Genomic DNA, 19,004 nt, shown 5'->3' on the forward strand with positions numbered 1-19,004 from the left:
GGGCCGGGGGTGCGAGGAGGCGGACGGATGTCCCAGGGCACCGACCACAGCGGGGTGTACGACGACAGCGAGCTGTACGGGGAGTACGCGGGCGCGCCCGACGCCCGGCTCACCGAGTTACTGCGCACCAACTCCCCCACCGCGTACCCGGCGTTGCAGGAACTCCGCTCCCGTCACCGCGCGTCCGTCCTCGCGTACGCCGGGCTGTGCACCGCGAGCGGCTCGGCGGCGGACCGGCTGGCGACCCAGGCGTTCACCACGGCAGCCCGGGACACCGCGCGCGGCAACGAGCCGAGTGTGCCGTGGCGCCACCAACTCCTGCTGACCACAGCGGACTTGACGGCGTCATGGGCGGCCGACGAACGCGCGGCGGGCCTCGACCCGAGCCTGCTCCTCGTCCTGAACACCGCCGGCGGCGGCTGGCCGCCCCCGCCCATGCTGGGCCCGTTCCAGTCGCTGCCGGCCCGCACTCAGGGCCTCATCTGGTACGGCATCGTGGAGCGCGAGTCCGAGGAACGGACCGCCGCTCTCCTCGGGTTGACGCGCGAGGACGTGACGCACGAGCTGGACTCGGCGCTCCAGGCCCTCGCGCAAGCCTGTCTGCGGTTCCGGCTGGCCGCCTCCGACGACCCGCGCTGCCAGGACTTCCGCCGGCTGATCGAGGAGTCGCTCCGCCCCGTCAACCCGCGCCACAGCACGGACCTCAACTCCCACATGGTCATCTGTCCGCACTGCTCGGTGGCCTACCAGGAGCTCTCCGCCTGACAACCCGCGCGCGGCGCTGGGTGACGGTCTGTTGCCGTGGAGCGGCCCGGCGTACGCGCGGGACGCGCCGACGGTCGCCCGGGCCAACACCACGCCCTCGGAGGGCAGTTGGTCCGGGGCGCCGCCCAGGCCGTCCCGGCGGCGGTTCGTGCTGGCCTCGGCGGTGCTGGGCGTGACGCTCGTGCCGCTGCTGATCGTGCTGCTGTCGCCGGGGGACGGCTCGGAGCAGCAGGACCCGGCGGGCTCTCTCCCGGTCACCTCGGTCCCCAGCGGCCCCGGGGCGCCGGCCCCCTCCTCGCCGACGGACGACCGGTCCCCCGCGTCTTCCTCGTCCCCCACCCCGTCGCCGTCGTCGACTTCCCGGCCGCGGGTCCCTCCGTCCCCGACTCCGACTCCGAAGCCGACCCCCACGGGAAAACCCGCGCCCAGGCCCGTCTTCCGGGCGCCGGGGGCCGCGACAGCGCAGGTGGTGAACGTGGCCTCGGGGCGCTGCCTGGACATCCGGCGCGGTGTGCTGGCGAAGGGCACGGATGTCGTGACGGCGCCCTGTTCCTCCTCCGCCACCCAACGCTGGCGCGTGGACGCGGGCTTGCAGCTTCTGCGCTCGGCCGCCGACAGCGATCTGTGCCTGGACAGCCGGGGTGACGTGGACAAGGGCGTGGGCATCTGGGAGTGCGCGTCCGTGAACGACGACGACAACGGGGACAACCTGCGCTTCACCGTGGACCCCGACGGGGTGATCCGTCCGGCGATCGCCATCGCGACGGGCCTCGCCCCGGACGTCGACGGCGGCCTGGCCCTCGTACCGCTGACGGGCGGTTCGGGGCAGCGGTGGCGGGCCGGCGCTACCTGAAAAGTCGGTGACCGCCAACCTCCCGCGTCAAGAACACGTTTCACTTCCGCCGTACCGACAGTACGGAAGCGGAGTGAAATGCTGCCGCGCGCACCCGGGCAACCCCGTGCGCGGCCGGTGGCGACCCGAGGGTGAATCCCGTTCCCCACAAAGGGAGTTCACCGATGCGCAAACACCTCGCACGACTGCTGGCCGTCCTCGCGGCGCTGGCCGCGCTGATCGCCGCGCCCGGTCTGCCCGCGGCGTTCGCCGCTCCCGCCGTGACGGCGGCCGAGACCCGGGCACAGGCGCAGGCCGCCGACGACTGGAACCCGCCCGCGAACCTCGTACAGCCCCTGAACCAGGTCTGGAACCACGTCGAGTCGACGTACGGGAACCTCTACGGCTTCCGCAACTACGGCTGGGACCAGGTCATGGCCAACCGGGGAAGCGTCAACTACTGCGTCCGCTGGGAGTCGGACGCGCCCGTCAGCACCGCCCTGCGCGACCGGATCCACGCCGCGCTGAAGAAGCAGTTCGCCAAGTGGATGGCGGCCATGGTCGACAACGGCAGGGGGCACAACGCCTGGCCGTACACCAGCGTCCCGGTCAACATCGTCGGCTGGGCCGTGAAGAACCGCTCGACCCTCCAGTGGACGGACAACTCCGTCGACATCTACGCCGGAAACCTCGACGGCGGCGGCTCCCCGCAGTGCGCCCCCGACTGCGGCCGCTTCTTCCACCAGGACGGCAACTACTCCAGGTGCCCGGGCGGCGCGTCCCGCCACTACGACCAGTCGCTGTGGCTGACGAAGGGCTTCCAGGGCGGCGCAGGTGGTGACTGGGGCCAGCGGGTCGGCCAGGAGTACTTCACCAGCACGCTGGACCAGGAGAACATCCACATCTATCTGCACGAGGTCGGCCACACGTTCGGGCTCGACGACTTCTACGACTGGACCCCCACCGGGCAGTGCTGCTTCATCATGAACGCGGGCAGCGCGACCCAGATCACCGAGTTCGACAAGTGGATGCTCCGCGACTTCTGGCGCCACATGAAGAACCGCTACGGCCTCTGAGCAGGTGATCCAGAGGGTCCGAGCACTCAGACGATCCGTACGCCCCGCCGCCACACCCCGCTGACCAGCGGAACGCCCGGCCGGTAGGCCAGGTGGACGTGGCTCGGGGCGTCCAGGAGCGTCAGGTCGGCGTGCGCCCCGGGCGTGAGGCGGCCTACGTCGGTGCGGCGCAGCGCCTGTGCGCCCCCCGCCGTGGCCGACCAGACCGCCTCGTCCGGGGTCATGCCCATGTCCCGTACGGCCAGTGCGACGCAGAAGGGCACGGAGGAGGTGAAGGACGACCCCGGATTGCAGTCCGTGGACAGTGCGACCGTGACGCCCGCGTCGAGGAGGCGGCGGGCGTCCGGCCACTGGGCGCGGGTGGAGAACTCGGCGCCGGGCAGCAGGGTCGCGACCGTACGGCTGTTCGCGAGGGCGTCCACGTCGGCGGCGGTGAGGTGGGTGCAGTGGTCGGCGCTGGCGGCGTCGAGTTCGACGGCCAGTTGCACGCCGGGCCCGTACGAGAGCTGGTTGGCGTGGACGCGCGGGTGCAGCCCCTTCGCCTGGCCGGCCGTGAGGATCGCGCGCGCCTGGTCGCCGTCGAAGGCGCCCTTCTCGCAGAAGACGTCGATCCAACGGGCGTGCGGGGCACAGGCGTCGAGCATCTCGCCGGTGACCAGGGCGACATAGGCGGCCGGGTCGTCGGCGTAGTCCGGGGACACGATGTGGGCGCCGAGGTAGGTGACCTCGTCGGTGTGGGCGGCGGCGATGCGCAGGGCGCGGGCCTCGTCCTCGACGGTCAGGCCGTACCCCGACTTGGTCTCGAAGGTTGTCGTGCCCTGGTGCAGGGCCTCGCGGAGGTAACGGGTGAGGTTGGCCTCGAGTTCCGCGTCCGTGGCGGCGCGGGTGGCGGCGACGGTCGTACGGATGCCCCCTGCCGTGTAGCCGCGCCCCGACATGCGGGCGTTGAACTCCTGCGTCCGGTCGCCCGCGAAGACGAGGTGCGAGTGGGAGTCGACGAAGCCCGGCAGGACGGCCCGGCCACCGGCGTCGACCCGATTGTCAGTGGCGGGTGCTTTGCTGTTCTCACCGGTCCAGACGACGCGTTCGCCCTCTATGACGACGGCCGCGTCCAGGACCAGCCCAAGAGGAGAACCGTCGCCGAGGGAGGGGTCGTTGGTGACCAGGCTGCCGATGTTCGTGATGACAGTCGTCGTGCCGGTGGTGGTGTCGGTCGTGCTGCCGATAGCGCTCTTCGTCCGGTTCGGGCTGCTCGGACTGTTCGGCGTGCTGGTGCTGTTCATGGCGTCCTCGTGGGTGGCGGGCCGGGTGGGGGGCCGTACCGGCGGGCGTACGGGGTTCAGCCGCGCAGGGCTTCGACGGCGGCCGCAAGCGCCTGCGGCACCTCGGGTACCAGGGTGTGCGCCCCGTCGCGCACGACGTGCCGGCCGCCCACGACCGTATGACGCACATCCGCTGCCGACGCTGCGAATACCGCCGTCTCGGCTCCCAGGCGAGGCACCGGCCCCGCAGTTCTGACCGAGTCGAGCGCGATCGTCGTGAAGTCTGCGAGCGCACCCGCCTCCAGAACGCCGGCGTCGTCCCAGCCGAGGGCCGCGTGTCCGTCGGCGGAGGCCGCCCGGAGCAGGGCCGCTGCGGTCCAGTGGCCCCGGGTGCGGGTGCGCAGCCGCTCGTTCAGCTCCAGGGCGCGCGCCTCTTCGAGGAGGTCGATGACGGCGTGGCTGTCGGAGCCGAGCGAGAGCGGTGAGCCCGCGCGCTGCAGGGCCACGGCGGGGCCGATGCCGTCGGCGAGGTCGCGTTCGGTGGTGGGGCACATACAGGTGCCGGTGCCGCTGTGGCCGAGGAGCGCGATGTCGTCGTCGGTGAGGTGGGTGCTGTGGACGCCGGTGGTGCGGGGGCCGAGGACCCCGTGGTCGGCGAGCAGGCGAGTGGGGGTGCAGCCGTGGGCGGCCTGGCAGGCGTCGTTCTCCGCCGTCTGCTCGGACAGATGCACATGGAGGGGGGCCCGCCGTTCCTCGGCCCAGCGGGCCACGGTCGCCAACTGGCGTGCGGGCACGGCCCGTACGGAGTGGATGGCGGCGCCGATCCGCGCGTGATCCCGTTCCTTGAGAACTGAACAGCGTTCCGCCCAGGCGTCGGCCGTGCCGTCGGAGAAGCGGAGCTGGTGGCGGTTGGGGGCCTGGCCGAAGCCTGAGGAGAGATAGGCGGTGTCGAGGATGGTGATGCGGATCCCGGCATCGGAGGCGGCGGCGACGAGGGCCTCGCCCATGGCGTTGGGGTCGGTGTAGGGGGTGCCGCCGGGGGCGTGGTGGACGTAGTGGAACTCGCCGACGGCGGTGATGCCGGCGAGGGCCATCTCGGCGTACACGGCACGCGCGAGGGCGTGGTAGCTGTCCGGGGTCAGTCGGTCGGCGAAGGAGTACATGATCTCGCGCCAGGTCCAGAAGGTGCCGCTGCCGACCTGGACGGTGCCGCGCAGGGCGCGGTGGAAGGCGTGGCTGTGAGCGTTGGCGAGCCCGGGCAGGGTGAGTCCGCGCAGGATCTCGGCGCCGGGGGGCGGGATCTCGACGCCCGTCCGGACGGCGACGATCCGACCGCCCTCGACCTCCAGGGCGACACCCGGCTCGACGTTGGTGTCGAGCCAGGCGTGCTCCAGCCAGTACGTCCGTGCTCCGGGGTGCGTCACGTGCAGGCCAGCCCTTCCAGTACGTCGGCGAGTGCGATCACCCCGGCCACGCAGTCGTCCTCGGCGGCGTACTCCGCCGGGGAGTGCGAGACGCCCGTGGGGTTGCGCACGAACAGCATGGCGGTCGGGATGCTCCCGGAGAGGATCCCTGCGTCGTGTCCGGCCCCGGTGCCGAGGACGGGGACGGTGAGGCCGGTGTCCTTCCCGAGGACGCGGGCGAGTTCGTCGCGCAGGGCGTGGTCGAACTCGACGACGGGGGTGAACGACTCGCGGACGAAGTCGAGTTCGATGCCGTGCGCCTCGGCGTACTCGCGGGCGGCCTTCTCGACGCCGGAGACGACGGTGTCCAGGGCGTGCTGGTCGGCGGCGCGGGAGTCGAGCCAGCCGCGTACGAGGGAGGGGATGGCGTTGACCCCGTTGGGCTCGACGCTGATCTTCCCGAAGGTGGCGACGGCACCGGCGAGTTGCGCCTCGCGTCGGGCGGCGAGGACGGTCTCGGCGTAGGACAGCATGGGGTCACGCCGGTCGACGAGCCGTGTCGTACCGGCGTGGTTGGCCTCGCCCCGGAAATCGAACCTCCAGCGTCCGTGCGGCCAGATGGCGCTGGCGATGCCGACCCGGTCGCCGCTGAGATCGAGCGCCCTGCCCTGCTCGACGTGCAGTTCGACGAAGGCACCGATACGGGCGAGCCGCTCGGGGTCGGGCCCGATGGCGTCCGGGTCGTACCCGGCGGCCTCCATGGCCCTGGGCAGTGTCACCCCGTCCCCGTCGGTCAGCAGCCGGGCCTGCTCGACGGTGACGGCACCTGCGGTGAGCCGCGACCCGACACAGGCCAGCCCGAACCGGGCACCTTCCTCGTCGCCGAAGTTGACGATGGCGAGCGGTTTGCGGAACTGCACCCCGCGCCCCCTCAGTTCATCAAGAGCAGCGAAGGAGGAGACCACACCGAGGGGCCCGTCGAAGGCCCCGCCATCGGGCACGGAATCAAGATGCGACCCGGTGACAACGGCATCCCCGGCAGCGGGATCCCCCAGCCAGGCCCACTGATTCCCGTTCCGATCGACCTCGTGGGCAAGCCCCCGAGCCTCGGCCTGCTCCTTGAACCAGGCCCGGCACTCGAGATCGACGCCGGTCCAGGCGTAACGCCGATACCCGTGAGAGTCGGGATGCCGCCCAATGGGGGCAAGCTCCCGCCACATGGCATGAAAGGAGGAACCGCCACGGGTCTGCAGACCAAGGCCAGCCACCCCACCAGGCCCGCCAGGCTGTGGGCCCTGGACAGCCACCCCACCAGGCTCGCCAGGCTGTGGGCAGTCGTTCCGCAGGGCGATGGGGGTCCCCCCGCTCGAACGAAGTTGAGAGTGGGGGAGGGTGGGCACAGCCGGACCCGCAGGCGGCAACGACCCGCCCGACCCCGCCGAAGCGTGACCGTCCCTCACGCGGAGCCCCCCTCACGCATGGGCACCCGCACGCCCCGCTCGTCGGCGACCGACTCCGCGATGTCGTACCCGGCGTCGACATGCCGGATCACCCCCATCCCGGGGTCGTTCGTCAGCACCCGCCGGATCTTCTCCCCCGCCAGCTTCGTCCCGTCGGCCACCGAAACCTGCCCCGCGTGGATCGACCGCCCCATCCCGACCCCGCCCCCGTGGTGAATGGACACCCAGGACGCGCCGGAGGCGACATTCACCATCGCGTTCAGCAGCGGCCAGTCGGCGATCGCGTCGGACCCGTCCAGCATCGCCTCGGTCTCCCGGTAGGGAGACGCGACCGACCCGCTGTCCAGGTGGTCGCGGCCGATCACCAGCGGCGCGGCCAGCTCCCCGCTCGCCACCATGTCGTTGAACCGCTCGCCCGCCCGGTCCCGCTCGCCGTAGCCGAGCCAGCAGATCCGGGCCGGCAGCCCCTGGAAGTGGACCCGCTCCCCAGCCATCTTGATCCAGCGGTGCAGCGACGCGTTTTGAATGGACTCAGCCTCCGGGAACAGCTCCAGCATCGCCTTGTCCGTCTTCGCGATGTCGGACGCCTCGCCCGACAGGGCCGCCCAGCGGAAGGGGCCCCTGCCCTCGCAGAAGAGAGGACGGATGTACGCGGGGACGAAGCCGGGGAAGGCGAACGCCCGCTCGTATCCGGCGAGTTGGGCCTCACCCCGGATCGAGTTGCCGTAGTCGAAGACCTCCGCACCGGCGTCCATGAAGCCGACCATCGCCTCCACGTGCCGGGCCATCGACTCGCGCGCCCGGGTCGTGAAGCCGGCCGGGTCCTTCGCCGCGTAGGTTGCCAGGTCGTCGAAGTCGACGCCGACCGGCAGGTAGGACAGCGGGTCGTGGGCCGAGGTCTGGTCGGTGACGATGTCGATGGGGGCGCCCTCGGCGAGCATGCGCGGGAGCAGCTCGGCCGCGTTGCCCAGCAGGCCGATGGAGAGCGGGCGGCGGGCGTCCCGCGCCTCCACGGCGAGCCGGAGGGCATGCTCCAGGGAGTCGGCCTTGACATCGAGGTACCGGTGCTCGATACGGCGCTCGATGGCACGCGGGTCGACGTCGATACAGATCGCGACGCCGTCGTTCATCGTGACCGCGAGCGGCTGGGCGCCGCCCATCCCGCCGAGGCCAGCGGTGAGGGTGATCGTCCCGGCGAGGGTGCCGCCGAACTTCTTCGCGGCGACGGCGGCGAACGTCTCATAGGTGCCCTGGAGGATGCCCTGGGTGCCGATGTAGATCCACGACCCGGCCGTCATCTGCCCGTACATGGTCAGACCCAGCTGCTCCAGACGGCGGAACTCCTCCCAGTTGGCCCAGTCGCCGACCAGATTGGAGTTGGCGATCAGGACACGCGGGGCCCACTCGTGGGTCTGCATGACACCGACCGGGCGGCCCGACTGGACGAGCATCGTCTCGTCCTGCTTCAGCGTGCGCAGGGTGCGGACCATGGCGTCGAAGGAGCGCCAGTCACGGGCGGCCTTGCCGGTGCCGCCGTAGACGACCAGCTTGTCGGGGTGCTCGGCGACCTCCGGGTCCAGGTTGTTCTGGAGCATCCGGAGGGCGGCCTCCTGCTGCCATCCCAGGGCACTCAGTTCCGTACCGCGCGGGGCTCGTACGGGGCGGGGTCCTGACATGGTCTGCCTCCCAGCGGACTGACAGCGGACTGTTGCAGTGGATATTCACATCCTGACTTCCTGAATAGAACTAGTCAATACCTTCTCGCTTCGGCATACACGCGCCGCGGATGTTTGGCTTGACAGCGTCGGCATCACATCACCACCACGGGGGACGCCATGGAACAGCACGGACCCAGCCGGACGGCCCGCCGGGACGAGGCCGTACGAGCCGCCGTCGAGCAGGGACTGCTCAACGCCGGCGCACCCATCGTCGGGCTGCTCGACGTCACCGGCATCCGCGAGTCCGCCGCCGAGCTGCGCGCCGCCTTCGAGGCGGTCATGGCGCCCGGCACGCCCGTGCTGCACGCCTTCGCGGTGAAGGCGACCCCGCTGGTGCCCGTACTGCGGCTGCTGCGCGAGGAGGGACTCGGGGCCGAGGTGGCGAGCCCGGGGGAACTGGCACTGGCACGCGCGGCGGGCGTGCCGCCGCACCGGACGGTGCTCGACTCACCCGCCAAGACACCGGCCGAGCTGCGTGAGGCGCTGGCCCTGGACATCGCCGTGAACGCCGACAATCCGCAGGAGCTTGACCGGATCGACGCGCTGATGAGGTCCGCGACCAGCCGGTCCCCGATCGGGATCCGGGTGAACCCGCAGATCGGCGGAGGGACGATCGGGGCCACGTCCACCGCCACCGCGACCTCGAAGTTCGGGGTCGCACTGCTGGACGAAGGGGCGCGCGAATGGATCGTGGGGGCGTACGCCGGGCGCCCGTGGCTGACCAGGCTGCACGCGCACACCGGTTCGCAGGGCATCCCACTGTCGCTGATGGTGCGGGGCGTGGCGGAGACGTACGCGCTCGCCGAGGAGATCAACCGGCGCATCGGGCGGCGGCAGATCGACACGATCGACATCGGCGGCGGGCTGCCGGTCAACTTCGCGTCGGACGCGACGACGCCGACGTACGCGCAGTACGCGCGGCTGCTGCTCGAGGCGGTGCCGGGGCTGTTCGAGGGGCGGTACGGGCTGGTGACCGAGTTCGGGCGGTCACTGCTGGCCAAGCACGGCACGGTGGTGGCGCGCGTCGAGTACGCGAAGAGCGCCGGCGGGCGGCCGGTCGCGGTCACGCACGCGGGCGTACAGGTCGCGACGCGGACGGTGTACGCGCCGGGGTCGTGGCCGCTCAGGATCGCCGCGTACGACGGGAAGGGGCGCCCCAAGTCCGGGGCGGACGTGGTGCAGGACGTGGCCGGACCCGCCTGCTTCTCGGGCGACCTGCTCGCCGAGGGGCGCGCGCTGCCGCTGCTCGAACAGGGCGACTACGTGGCGGCGCTGGACACGGGCGCGTACTACTTCGCGCACCACTACGCGTACAACTCCCTTGCCCGGCCTGGGATCTACGGCTTCGTGCCAGCCGGAGGCGGCGACGGCGGTGACGGCGGTGACGGCGGTGACCGCAGGGACAGTGCGGCCGGGGGCGTCACCTTCGCCGTCGTGCGGGAGCCGCAGACCGTCGCCGAGATCGTGGCCGAATCCGGAGGGGCGCACGCCGCCGCACTCACCACCCTCTCCGCGACCGCCTCCCCGTCAGCACGCCCTTGACGGACTCGGGGGAACATGCAGGTCAACTGCCCTGAAAACAGGCTCAGTCGACCCACCTTAGTCATCCGGCGCATGTTCCACCGGAAAATGCCAGAACTCTCACTCCTCATGCACACGTTGCGTAGCGTCTGTGTCACTCAGCCGAACATCAGGTTGGCCGAACATCCGTCGGCCGAACGCCAGGCGGAGTGACCGAACACCGGCCGGACAGACGCGAACGGGACAGGCAGGAGGGGCCAAGGGTGCCCGGAATCGACGAGTGCTTACTGGAAGCCATGCGGCTGCCCGGTGCCCGGGGCGCCGCGCTGGTGGACTGGACCAGCGGGCTGGCACTGGGCACCGTCGGGGAGTCCCCGGGCGGTGATCCGGAGACGATGGCGGCCGAGGCGGCCGAGCTGGCCCGGCTGGCGGCCGAACACCGCTCGTTCGCCCCGGAGGAGGACGACGACGCGAACGCAGACGCCGGCGCGGGCGGGTTCACCGGGGGCCGGCCCGGCCAGGACCCTCCGGTCGAGGATCTGATCATCAGCAACCGGGACAGCTACCACGTCCTGCGGTTCGTCACGACGAGCTTCGACAGCAGTGTGTTCCTGCACCTGTGGCTGGCCCGCGCGGAGGGCAACCTCGCGCTGGCCCGTATCCGGCTCGGCGAGATGGCGGGGCGGCTGGTGCTGGGATGACGACGCTGCACACGAATCTGACCACCCCGCCGCCGCGCCTGCCGGTGCGGGACAAGGCGGCGACCCGGCAGCGGGCGTGGGGCGGGGTCTCGCCGATGCTCGCCCGGCTCGCCGGCGAACGGGCCACGGGCGTCCTGGTCCGCGAGTGCGGCTCGCTCTACCTCGCCGACGGCCAGGTGGTGCACGCCGACAGCCCGGCGGTCCCGGGTCTCGACGTACTCCTCACCGCGCGCGGCACGCTGGACGCGCAGGGCTGGCGGGACGCGGTGGGCGCGGCCGGCGGGCGCAACCGGGTCGGGCGGTTCCTGGTGGAGAGCGGCCGGATCGGCGCGGGTGCCCTGGAGGTGTGCCACCTGGGGGCGCTGTACGACGCGGCGTACTTCGCCCTCGCGCCCAGCGTCACGCCGGGGCACTTCCGGTACGGGGACACGCACTGGCTCGGCCCGGTGCGCCCGGTGCCGGTGGCGGCGGTCGAGCACGAGACCCTGCGCCGGCGCGCCCTGCTGCACCGCATCTGGCCCGACCCGGCCCCCGACAGTGCCCCGCTGCTGCACTCAGGCAGCCCGGCCGCGCCGTCGGTCTCCGCCCGCCAGCACGCCGTACTGGCCCTGGTCGACGGTGTCCGTACGGCGGCGGACATCGCGCTGGCGCTGGCCCGCCCGACCTTCCACGCCCTGGTGGACATCCGGCGCCTGGCAGCGGCCGGAGTCATAGCCCCGGCGGCGGCTCCCGCGCCGCTTCCCGACCCCTCGCCTCCACCACCCGTGTCCGCCGCTCCCCAGGCACCCCCGGCTCCCCCCGGAACGCTGCCGCCGTCGTTCGCCGACCCCAACATCACGCTGCTGAAGAGGCTCAGGGATGCGCTGGAGGCCCTTTGAACGGCAGCGCCCGCGTGCCGAGAGGAGACCGACACTCATGGCGGCCGAGGCCGAAGTCATGGACGAACTCCGTCGGCTGCGGGCCCGCGTGCCGCAGCTCACCGGCGCGCTCGCGGCCAGCGTCGACGGTCTCGTCCTGGTCCAGGACACCCCCGGAGTCGAACCGGAGACGGTCGCGGCGCTCACCGCCACCGCGCTCAGTGTCGCGGTACGGATGGCGGACGCGACCGGCCAGGGCGACTTCCGCGAGCTGCTGGTGCGCGGGGTCTACGGCTATGTGGCGACGTATGCGGCGGGCCGTACCGCCGTTCTGACGCTGCTCGCCCAGGACCGCGTCAACGTCGGCCGGCTGCACCTGGAGGGCCGCCGGGCGGGCCTGCGCATCGGCGAACTGGTCGACGCGGAGGCCGAGACGGAGGCGGAGCAGCCACCCGCACGGGCAAGGCCGGCCATCGCCCCGCCCCCGACAACCGCTCCCGCCCCGACAACCACCCCCACTCCCACCCCTCCCCCCATGCCCACCCGAACCAGAACCCCGCGCGCGCCACGCACACCGACAACCACGCCCAACGCGCGTACCACCACTGATAGTTGAACCGGAAGCAGGAGAGGACCACCGTCATGGCCAACACCGAGACCGCGCTCAAAGAGGCGCTGACCTCCATCGAGGGAGCGACCGGAGTCGCACTCGTCGACTACACCAGCGGCATGGCCCTGGGCACGATGGGCGGCAGCAAGACGTTCGACCTGAACGTCGCCGCCGCCGGCAACACCGATGTCGTCCGCGCCAAGATGCGGACGATGGAGCACCTCGGCCTGAAGGGCGAGATCGAGGACATCCTGATCACGCTCTCCAGCCAGTACCACCTCATCCGGATGATGAAGGGGCGCGGCGGCAACGGCCTCTTCCTCTACCTGGTGCTCGACATGAACCGTTCCAACCTGGCGATGGCCCGCCACCAGCTGAAGAGGATCGAGGCGGAGATCGAGGTCTGAGCCGGACGGGACCGAAAGGCCCTGGCCGGGACGGGACCGACAGGGCTCAGACCAGTACGTCGCCGCGGCGGCGCGCCCCGCCCGGGGTCGCGTCGCCCGCGGCGATGCCGGTGGCACGGTAGGCCTTGACGGGCTTGCCGGCCGGGGCCCCGGAGCGGGGGCCGAGCCAGTCCACCCGTACCCACAGCAGTACGTCGTCGGCGCGCTCGCGCCGGCCCAGCCAGGCGGCCTTGAGCCGCAGCCCGGTGCCCGCCCCGGCGAGCAGCATTCCGCCCGCCGCGGGCACCGCGAAGGAACTGCCCAGCGCGGCGGCGAAGGCGAGCAGCAGCCACCAGCGGTGGCCCCGGCGCCAGTTGCGCACGGTCACCGCACGGTCCTGGAGCACGTCGTGTCTGCCGGCCCGGGCTGCGCCTGCGGCGAGCCCGGTGTAGCGTCCGCGCCGCAGACACGCCACGCCGGCGCACATGACGATGAACAGGGCGGCCCCCGCCATGACCCCGATCCGGCGCCCGGTGATCCCCGGCACCAGTACGCCGACGCCCGCCGCGAACACCCCGAGCCACCACAGGGGCGCCGCTCCGGCCCGTACGACCACGGCCACCCGAGCGAGGCCCTGCCCTCCGCGAACTCCGTGTGCCACGTCCGCCTCCCGGTTCGTCTCTCCGGCACAGTCCTGTCCTGTCGGAGCGGGAGGCTAGCGAGCGAACGTGAGACGAGTCTGAGAGCCGCGAGGGGAGTGCGAGTCCCGGCGGGGCCTACTCGACGAACAGTCCCCGGGCCGCCGCTCGCGCGTCGAACTCCTCCAGGCGGGCCTGGGCGTCCGACAGGTCGTCGCACATGGCCTCGAGCAGTACCCGGCCGAGCAGCATCGGCGCGCAGGCGGTGTCGAAGGCGAGGCCGGTGCCGACGGCGGCGGGCAGCAGCAGGTCGGAGACCTTCGCGACCGGCGCGAACGCCGAGTCGGCGACGGTGACGACGGTCAGCCCCGCCGACTTGGCGTAGGCGAGGGTGTCGACGACCTCGCGCGGATGCCGGGGCAGCGCGAAGCACAGCAGGGTTGTGGCGCCCGCCCGTACGGCGGCGTCGATCCGGTCGTGGATCATCGTGCCGCCCTCGTGGAGCAGCCGTACGTCCGGGTGGACCTTGGCGGCGAAGTACGCGAAGCCGTACGCCTGGGAGGCGGCGGCACGCAGCCCGAGGACGGGCAGGGGCCGGGACGCGGCGAGCAGCCGGCCCGCCCGGTGCACCGGGCGCGGGTCGGCGAGGACCTCGGCCAGGTGTCGCAGGTTCTCGATCTCGGCCTCGACGGCCTGCTGGTACTCGTTGTACGAGCCCGGCTCGGCGCTCTGTTCGGCGGGAGCGACCTCGCGCAGGTGTTTGCGCAGGGCCGGGTAGCCGTCGAAGCCGAGGGCGACGGCGAAGCGGGTGACGGAGGGCTGGCTGACTCCGGCCAGTTCGGCCAGTTCCACGCTGGAGAGGAAGGGCACCTCGGCGGCCCGGCGCACCATGCTGTGCGCGATGCGCCGCTGCGTCGGGGTGAGCCGGTGCCCTTCGAAGAGAGCCTGGAGCCGGGCGGCGGGACTGTCGGGCAGCTGCCCACCCGAGCCCACCACCCCTTGCCCCTGCCCCTCCGTACCCGTGCCTGTACCCGTGCCCGTGGCCATGCCTGTGCCCGTGCCCCCGCTGCCGTCCGTACTCGGCGTGCTCATGCCCCGCTCCCCCTCCAGATGTCCGTGAACCGGTCCAGCAGTGCCGTCGCCGCCGTCACGTCGTCCGTGAGCGGCCGGTCGGTCGAGTCGGCGTCGAGGACCGACTCGGCCAGCTCCAGCGCCCGGCCGACCGGCAGTTCCGGGTCGGGCCGAAGATCGCGCTGGCGCAGCGCCCGTACGGCGGCGACCAGTTCACAGCCGACGACGAGACGGTACGCGTCGCAGGCGCGCAGTGTCTGGCGGGCGGCGAGCGAGGCGAAGCTGGCCTGTTCCTCGACGCCCCGGGAGAGTACAGCGTGCCCGAGCGAGGCGGGCGCGGAGAAGGCGCGCAGGTCACCGAGGGCGGCGCCGGCGGCGTACTCCAGGATCATCACCCCGGAGGCGGCGGGCTCGTGGTCGGCGAGGAAGGGGCGCAGCCGGGTGAAGGCGGGCTCGTTGAGGGTGGACAGGCGTGAGGTGGACAGCCGTGCCACCTGGGTGACGGCCAGTCTGAAGTGGTCGAGGGCGAGGGCCAGTTGGGCCTGGTAGAAGCCGCCGTGGTGGTAGGCGGCCAGGTCCTCGGGGGAGATGAGCGGGTTCTCGGCGGCGGCGTTGATCTCGATCCGGAGCACGCCTTCGAGCGCGTCCGCCGCGTCGTGAGCGGGCCCGTGGATCTGCGGCAGACACCGGAAGCCGTACGGGTCCTGGATACGCCCGAGGGGAGGGGTGGGCCGGTCGGCGGAACCGATCAACTCCCGCATGCGACGGGCGACTTCGACAGAGCCGCGGTGCGGCCGGGCGGCATGCACGGGAGCGGCGTACGCCTCGTGCGACCCGTCGACGGCGAGCAACGAGAGGGCGGCGACGACCTGAGTGGCGGCGATGAGCCCGCGCAGCTCGTGCAGGGCGAGCGCGGACTGCCCGAGCGTGAGCGCGTTGCTGCTGATCAGGGCGAGGGCGTCGTTGTTGTCGAGGGCCTGGGGTGCGGGGGAACCGGGGACGCGGCGTCCCCGGGGGCCCGATGGGCCGACCCGGGCTGCTGCCTCCGCCCCTTCCTCGGCCTGGGTGGCCGTCACCGACGAGATCCACTCGTGCTCTCCCGCCAGCGCCAGTCCCAGCTGCGCCAGCGGGGCGATGTCGCCGGTGCCCACCGAACCGAACTCGTTGATCACGGGGTGCGCCCCGTTCTCCAGCGCCTCGCACAGGGCGGTGACGACCCCGGGGCGGAGTCCGGCGCCTCCGGCCAGGAGCTGGTTGGCGCGGACGGCGAGCATCGCCCGTACCTGCCGGGCCGACAGCTCCGCCCCTATGGCGCCCGCGTGGCTGCGCAGCAGACGCATCCCGTGGTCGGCGGCGGCCTCGGTCGGGACGTCCTCGTTGCGGTTGGCGCCCACGCCGGTCGACCGGCCGTACACACGCCCGGTCGCGGCGATCCGGCGCGCGGCGTCCCAGACCTCCTCGACCCGCTTCATCGCGTCGGTGCCGGGCACCGGCCGCGCGGTCCCGTCGGCGAGGCGTACGACGTCGTCGATGCCGAGTCCTACGCCGTCCAGCACGACGATGCCGACGGAGGCCACCGGCCCCGACACCGGCCCCGACCCCGCCACCGACACCGGTGACGGCGACGACACCGGTGACGGCGACGCGTCGACGATCCGAGACGACATAAGGCGCACACTCCCCTCAGCTGAACGCCAAGCAGGCATCCGATCCTGCTTGCCGGACATCCGCCATCCCGGCCTGCCACCAGGGCATTGGTGTCCATTCAGACATGGAGAACTCTGCATGAGGCTATACAGGACCGGCAAGGGAGCCCGGGATCCGGTGCGCCCACCTGCGGGCGGAACGCACAGGCGAAGCACGGGAAGTGACACCTCAGCGAACCGGTTCGAGGACGCTAGCACCGCAGAATCGGCCAGCAAATACCCGTGACACCAATCCCACCGACCACACACTCCCAGTCACCCAGCCAGGACGAGACCCCCTCCTCGCCATCCCGCCTCGCTATTGACCTGCTGGCCCGTCAGACACCTCCCCAGCAGCCCAGACACCACCCCGCCGCGCGGCTGACGTTTCCGGGCCGTTACGAGAAATTCGACATGAGGCGTTGACACCTGTCCGGGTTGCTCCTACCTTCACTTCACGCGAACCGGTTCGACGATCGAGATCCGCACGATCCCGTCTCCGGAATCTCGAACCGACTCGATCCATCTCGCCAAGGAGGTCTCGTGAACATCGGTGAGATCGCCCAACGTGCCGGTGTCTCGCGGAGCACCGTGTCGTACGCCCTGAGCGGGAAACGGCCCGTGTCCGAGGACACCCGCCAGAAGATCCAGCGGGTCATCGACGAGCTGGGCTACCAGCCCAACGCGAGTGCGCGAGCCCTGGCCAACGGCCGGACCAACACCATCGGTCTGGTCTTCCCGCCGGCCGGCAACCACTACACCGGCATGCAGCTGGACTTCATCGGCAGCGTCACCGAGGCCGCCGCCGCCCACGACTACGACGTGCTGTTGTCACCGAGTGGTGTGGACAGCGACCGCTCGTTCCAGCGGCTGCTGGGCGAGAGGCGGGTCGACGGCGCGATCCTGATGGAGATCCGGCTGCAGGACGACCGGCTCGACCACCTGGCGGCGGTGGACTTCCCCTCCGTAGCCATCGGCCGGACCGCCCACCCCGAGGGCGGTTGGTGGGTGGGCCTCGACCACACCGCACTGGCCTCGGCCTGTGTGCACCACCTCGCTGATCTGGGTCACCGCAGGATCGCCTTCGTCAACCGTCCCGAGCAGCTCCTGCGAGCCGGCTACGAGTCGGCCCAGCGCGGGCTGGACGGGTTCACCAAGGCCGCGGCGGAACGCGGTCTCACCGTCCGGACGTACTGCTGCGGGGACGACGCCGCATCGGGTCTGGCCTGCCTGGAACGGATCCTGCTCGACGACCCGGCCACCACCGCCCTGGTCACGCTGAACGAGGCGGCGATCGGCGGCCTCTATCGGGGGCTGGCTCAGGCCGGCCGCCATGTGCCGCGCGACTTCTCCGTCACCGGAGTGGTGGCCGGCCGGTGGGCGGAGACGGTGACCCCGCAGCTCACCGCGGCGGACGTACCGGCGGAGGAGATGGGCCGACTCGCCGTCGACCTGCTCGTCCAGCGGCTCGACCACCCCGGCACACCTGCCCGGCATCATCTGCTCGCTCCGCCGATCTCGTTGCGCGCGAGCACCGCACCCCCCGGCACCACCCCGACCGACCTCTCCCCTGACTTCGGCGCCCCCACGCACCCCTGAGCGCCGCCCGCCCCACCGCTTCACCCTCCGCACCCCATACCGGCCGGCCGGCACCTCGCCGTACGAATTCGGCGAGCCCCAGCGGCCCTCGTTCACCCCTCCCAGGCACACCTGTGCCGATCCCTGGGCACCCCCGTGCCAAAAACCATGAGGAACACGCCATGAACCGATCCACCAGACAGCGCCGTCTGACCGCCGCCGCTGTGACCGCTCTGGCCGTCGCTGTGAGCGCCACTGCCTGTTCGTCCGGCTCGGGCAGTTCGGACACGAAGGCCGCCGCCGGTGGTACGTACTCGATCTGGGACCCCTACCCGCAGTTCGCGAAGGGGTCGGCGTGGGTGAAGCTGCTGGAGGACTGCGGTACGAAGGCCGGGGTGAAGGTCAAGCGGACCGGGTTCGACACGGGGGACCTGGCGAACAAGACGCTGCTGGCGGCTCAGCAGGGCAATTCCCCGGATGTGCTGATCGTGGACAACCCGGTGGTCTCGACGCTGGCCGAGGCGGGCGTGCTCACGACGACCGACGACAGCAAGCTGGACACGTCCATGGTGGATCCGAACCTGCTGGCGGCGGGTCAGTCGGGCGGCAAGACGTACGGCACGCCGATCGGCGCCAACACCCTGGCCCTCTACTACAACAAGAAGGTCCTGGCGGAGGCCGGTGTCGACATCGCGTCGGTGAAGGACTGGGCGTCGCTGACGGCGGCGCTGGAGAAGGTGAAGAAGGCGGGGAAGAAGGGCATCACGTTCTCGGCGATCGGCACGGAGGAGGGCAGTTTCCAGTTCCTGCCCTGGTTCTGGGGTTCGGGGGCGAAGCTGACCGCGCTGGATTCGCCGCAGTCGGTGTCGGCGCTGGCGTTGTGGAAGGGCTGGCTGGACAAGGGTTACGCGCCCAACTCGGTCCTCAACAACACGCAGACGACGAGTTGGCAGGAGTTCGCGTCGGGGGAGTACGCGTTCAGTGAGAACGGGACCTGGCAGCTGGCGAACGCGGAGAAGGCCGGTTTCGAGTACGGGGTGATCCCGGTCCCGGGCGCGTCGGGCGGTAACGCGGCGGCCCCGACGGGCGGGGAGTTCGTGACGATGCCGGTGCAGGACGACACCGCCCGTTACGCGACTTCGCAGAAGATCGTGTCCTGCCTGACCAGCAGCCAGAACCTCCTGGCCACCGACACCACGCTCTCCTATGTCGCACCGACCGCCGAGGTCCAGGACCAGCAGGTCGCCGCGAACGCGCAGCTGAAGCCGTGGGTGGACGCGGTCAAGGCGGCCAAGGGCCGTACCAGTGACGACCTGGGCACCAAGTACCCCAAGATCTCTGAGCAGTTGTGGAAGGCGGTCCAGTCCGCGCTGAGCGGCTCCACCTCCCCGAAGGACGCGCTCACGGCCGCCCAGTCCGCCGTCAAGTAACCAGCTGCCAG

The 19,004-nt window shown here is 71.7% G+C and carries 15 protein-coding genes and 1 pseudogene; 9 read left to right on the forward strand and 7 right to left on the reverse strand.

Going from position 1 to position 19,004, the window contains the following annotated elements:
* Nucleotides 1-27: 27 nt before the first annotated feature.
* Nucleotides 28-1,618 (forward strand): annotated as a pseudogene (locus PV396_RS38310) (ricin-type beta-trefoil lectin domain protein).
* Between the two features lie 164 nt (nt 1,619-1,782).
* Nucleotides 1,783-2,673 carry a hypothetical protein gene (locus PV396_RS38315; protein ID WP_319212756.1) on the forward strand — a complete coding sequence of 297 codons (891 nt, stop codon included), beginning with the start codon at nt 1,783-1,785 and terminating at the stop codon, nt 2,671-2,673.
* Between the two features lie 26 nt (nt 2,674-2,699).
* Here PV396_RS38315 and hutI read toward each other — a convergent pair whose 3' ends face one another.
* The 4 genes from hutI to hutU are packed head-to-tail and all read right to left on the reverse strand — an operon-like array spanning nt 2,700 to nt 8,474.
* A complete protein-coding gene (hutI, locus tag PV396_RS38320; RefSeq protein ID WP_319212758.1) occupies nt 2,700-3,956 on the reverse strand; it encodes an imidazolonepropionase in 1,257 nt (418 codons plus the stop codon).
* A gap of 56 nt (nt 3,957-4,012) precedes the next feature.
* On the reverse strand, nt 4,013-5,359 hold the full coding sequence (locus PV396_RS38325) for a formimidoylglutamate deiminase (protein WP_319212759.1): 1,347 nt from the start codon (nt 5,357-5,359) through the stop codon (nt 4,013-4,015).
* Nucleotides 5,356-6,798 carry an allantoate amidohydrolase gene (locus PV396_RS38330; protein ID WP_416071554.1) on the reverse strand — a complete coding sequence of 481 codons (1,443 nt, stop codon included), beginning with the start codon at nt 6,796-6,798 and terminating at the stop codon, nt 5,356-5,358. The genes PV396_RS38325 and PV396_RS38330 overlap by 4 nt, the downstream gene beginning before the upstream one ends.
* Nucleotides 6,795-8,474, reverse strand: coding sequence for a urocanate hydratase (gene hutU, locus PV396_RS38335; protein WP_319212764.1), 1,680 nt, complete (start codon nt 8,472-8,474; stop codon nt 6,795-6,797). Before hutU ends, PV396_RS38330 begins: the two co-directional genes overlap by 4 nt.
* A gap of 159 nt (nt 8,475-8,633) precedes the next feature.
* Between hutU and PV396_RS38340 the strand changes: the two genes are divergently transcribed.
* The 5 genes from PV396_RS38340 (at nt 8,634) to PV396_RS38360 (ending at nt 12,612) form a co-directional block, all read left to right on the forward strand.
* The gene (locus PV396_RS38340; protein ID WP_319212766.1) at nt 8,634-10,058 is read left to right on the forward strand and encodes a diaminopimelate decarboxylase; all 1,425 of its coding nucleotides are present in this window, start codon (nt 8,634-8,636) and stop codon (nt 10,056-10,058) included.
* A gap of 242 nt (nt 10,059-10,300) precedes the next feature.
* The gene (locus tag PV396_RS38345) at nt 10,301-10,738 is read left to right on the forward strand and encodes a hypothetical protein (RefSeq protein ID WP_319212768.1); all 438 of its coding nucleotides are present in this window, start codon (nt 10,301-10,303) and stop codon (nt 10,736-10,738) included.
* Nucleotides 10,735-11,616, forward strand: a complete 882-nt coding sequence (locus PV396_RS38350) for a transcriptional regulator (RefSeq protein WP_319212770.1) — start codon at nt 10,735-10,737, stop codon at nt 11,614-11,616. Before PV396_RS38345 ends, PV396_RS38350 begins: the two co-directional genes overlap by 4 nt.
* A gap of 37 nt (nt 11,617-11,653) precedes the next feature.
* On the forward strand, nt 11,654-12,211 hold the full coding sequence (locus PV396_RS38355) for a roadblock/LC7 domain-containing protein (RefSeq protein ID WP_319212772.1): 558 nt from the start codon (nt 11,654-11,656) through the stop codon (nt 12,209-12,211).
* Between the two features lie 26 nt (nt 12,212-12,237).
* A complete protein-coding gene (locus tag PV396_RS38360) occupies nt 12,238-12,612 on the forward strand; it encodes a hypothetical protein (RefSeq protein ID WP_319212774.1) in 375 nt (124 codons plus the stop codon).
* Between the two features lie 46 nt (nt 12,613-12,658).
* Here PV396_RS38360 and PV396_RS38365 read toward each other — a convergent pair whose 3' ends face one another.
* The 3 genes from PV396_RS38365 to PV396_RS38375 form a co-directional block, all read right to left on the reverse strand.
* Nucleotides 12,659-13,252 (reverse strand): hypothetical protein, encoded by a 594-nt coding sequence (locus PV396_RS38365; protein ID WP_319212776.1) that lies wholly within the window; start codon nt 13,250-13,252, stop codon nt 12,659-12,661.
* Nucleotides 13,253-13,367: 115 nt separating this feature from the next.
* Nucleotides 13,368-14,321: a MurR/RpiR family transcriptional regulator gene (locus PV396_RS38370; protein WP_319212778.1), complete on the reverse strand. Its 954-nt coding sequence runs from the start codon at nt 14,319-14,321 to the stop codon at nt 13,368-13,370.
* Nucleotides 14,318-15,967: an aromatic amino acid ammonia-lyase gene (locus tag PV396_RS38375; protein ID WP_319212780.1), complete on the reverse strand. Its 1,650-nt coding sequence runs from the start codon at nt 15,965-15,967 to the stop codon at nt 14,318-14,320. The genes PV396_RS38370 and PV396_RS38375 overlap by 4 nt, the downstream gene beginning before the upstream one ends.
* A gap of 561 nt (nt 15,968-16,528) precedes the next feature.
* Here PV396_RS38375 and PV396_RS38380 point away from each other — a divergent pair.
* Nucleotides 16,529-17,584 (forward strand): LacI family DNA-binding transcriptional regulator, encoded by a 1,056-nt coding sequence (locus PV396_RS38380; RefSeq protein ID WP_319212782.1) that lies wholly within the window; start codon nt 16,529-16,531, stop codon nt 17,582-17,584.
* 161 nt (nt 17,585-17,745) lie between these two features.
* Nucleotides 17,746-18,993 carry an extracellular solute-binding protein gene (locus PV396_RS38385; RefSeq protein WP_319212783.1) on the forward strand — a complete coding sequence of 416 codons (1,248 nt, stop codon included), beginning with the start codon at nt 17,746-17,748 and terminating at the stop codon, nt 18,991-18,993.
* The last annotated feature ends 11 nt before the right edge of the window (nt 18,994-19,004 follow it).

The organism is Streptomyces sp. ME02-8801-2C, from assembly GCF_033793965.1.
Taxonomy (GTDB): domain Bacteria; phylum Actinomycetota; class Actinomycetes; order Streptomycetales; family Streptomycetaceae; genus Streptomyces.

Coding starts and splice junctions, on each gene's coding strand:
- PV396_RS38315 (WP_319212756.1), top strand. CDS start 1,783: ATGCGCAAACACCTCGCACGACTGCTGGCCGTCCTCGCGGCGCTGGCC.
- hutI (WP_319212758.1), bottom strand. CDS start 3,956: ATGAACAGCACCAGCACGCCGAACAGTCCGAGCAGCCCGAACCGGACG.
- hutU (WP_319212764.1), bottom strand. CDS start 8,474: ATGTCAGGACCCCGCCCCGTACGAGCCCCGCGCGGTACGGAACTGAGT.
- PV396_RS38340 (WP_319212766.1), top strand. CDS start 8,634: ATGGAACAGCACGGACCCAGCCGGACGGCCCGCCGGGACGAGGCCGTA.
- PV396_RS38350 (WP_319212770.1), top strand. CDS start 10,735: ATGACGACGCTGCACACGAATCTGACCACCCCGCCGCCGCGCCTGCCG.
- PV396_RS38355 (WP_319212772.1), top strand. CDS start 11,654: ATGGCGGCCGAGGCCGAAGTCATGGACGAACTCCGTCGGCTGCGGGCC.
- PV396_RS38360 (WP_319212774.1), top strand. CDS start 12,238: ATGGCCAACACCGAGACCGCGCTCAAAGAGGCGCTGACCTCCATCGAG.
- PV396_RS38370 (WP_319212778.1), bottom strand. CDS start 14,321: ATGAGCACGCCGAGTACGGACGGCAGCGGGGGCACGGGCACAGGCATG.
- PV396_RS38375 (WP_319212780.1), bottom strand. CDS start 15,967: ATGTCGTCTCGGATCGTCGACGCGTCGCCGTCACCGGTGTCGTCGCCG.
- PV396_RS38385 (WP_319212783.1), top strand. CDS start 17,746: ATGAACCGATCCACCAGACAGCGCCGTCTGACCGCCGCCGCTGTGACC.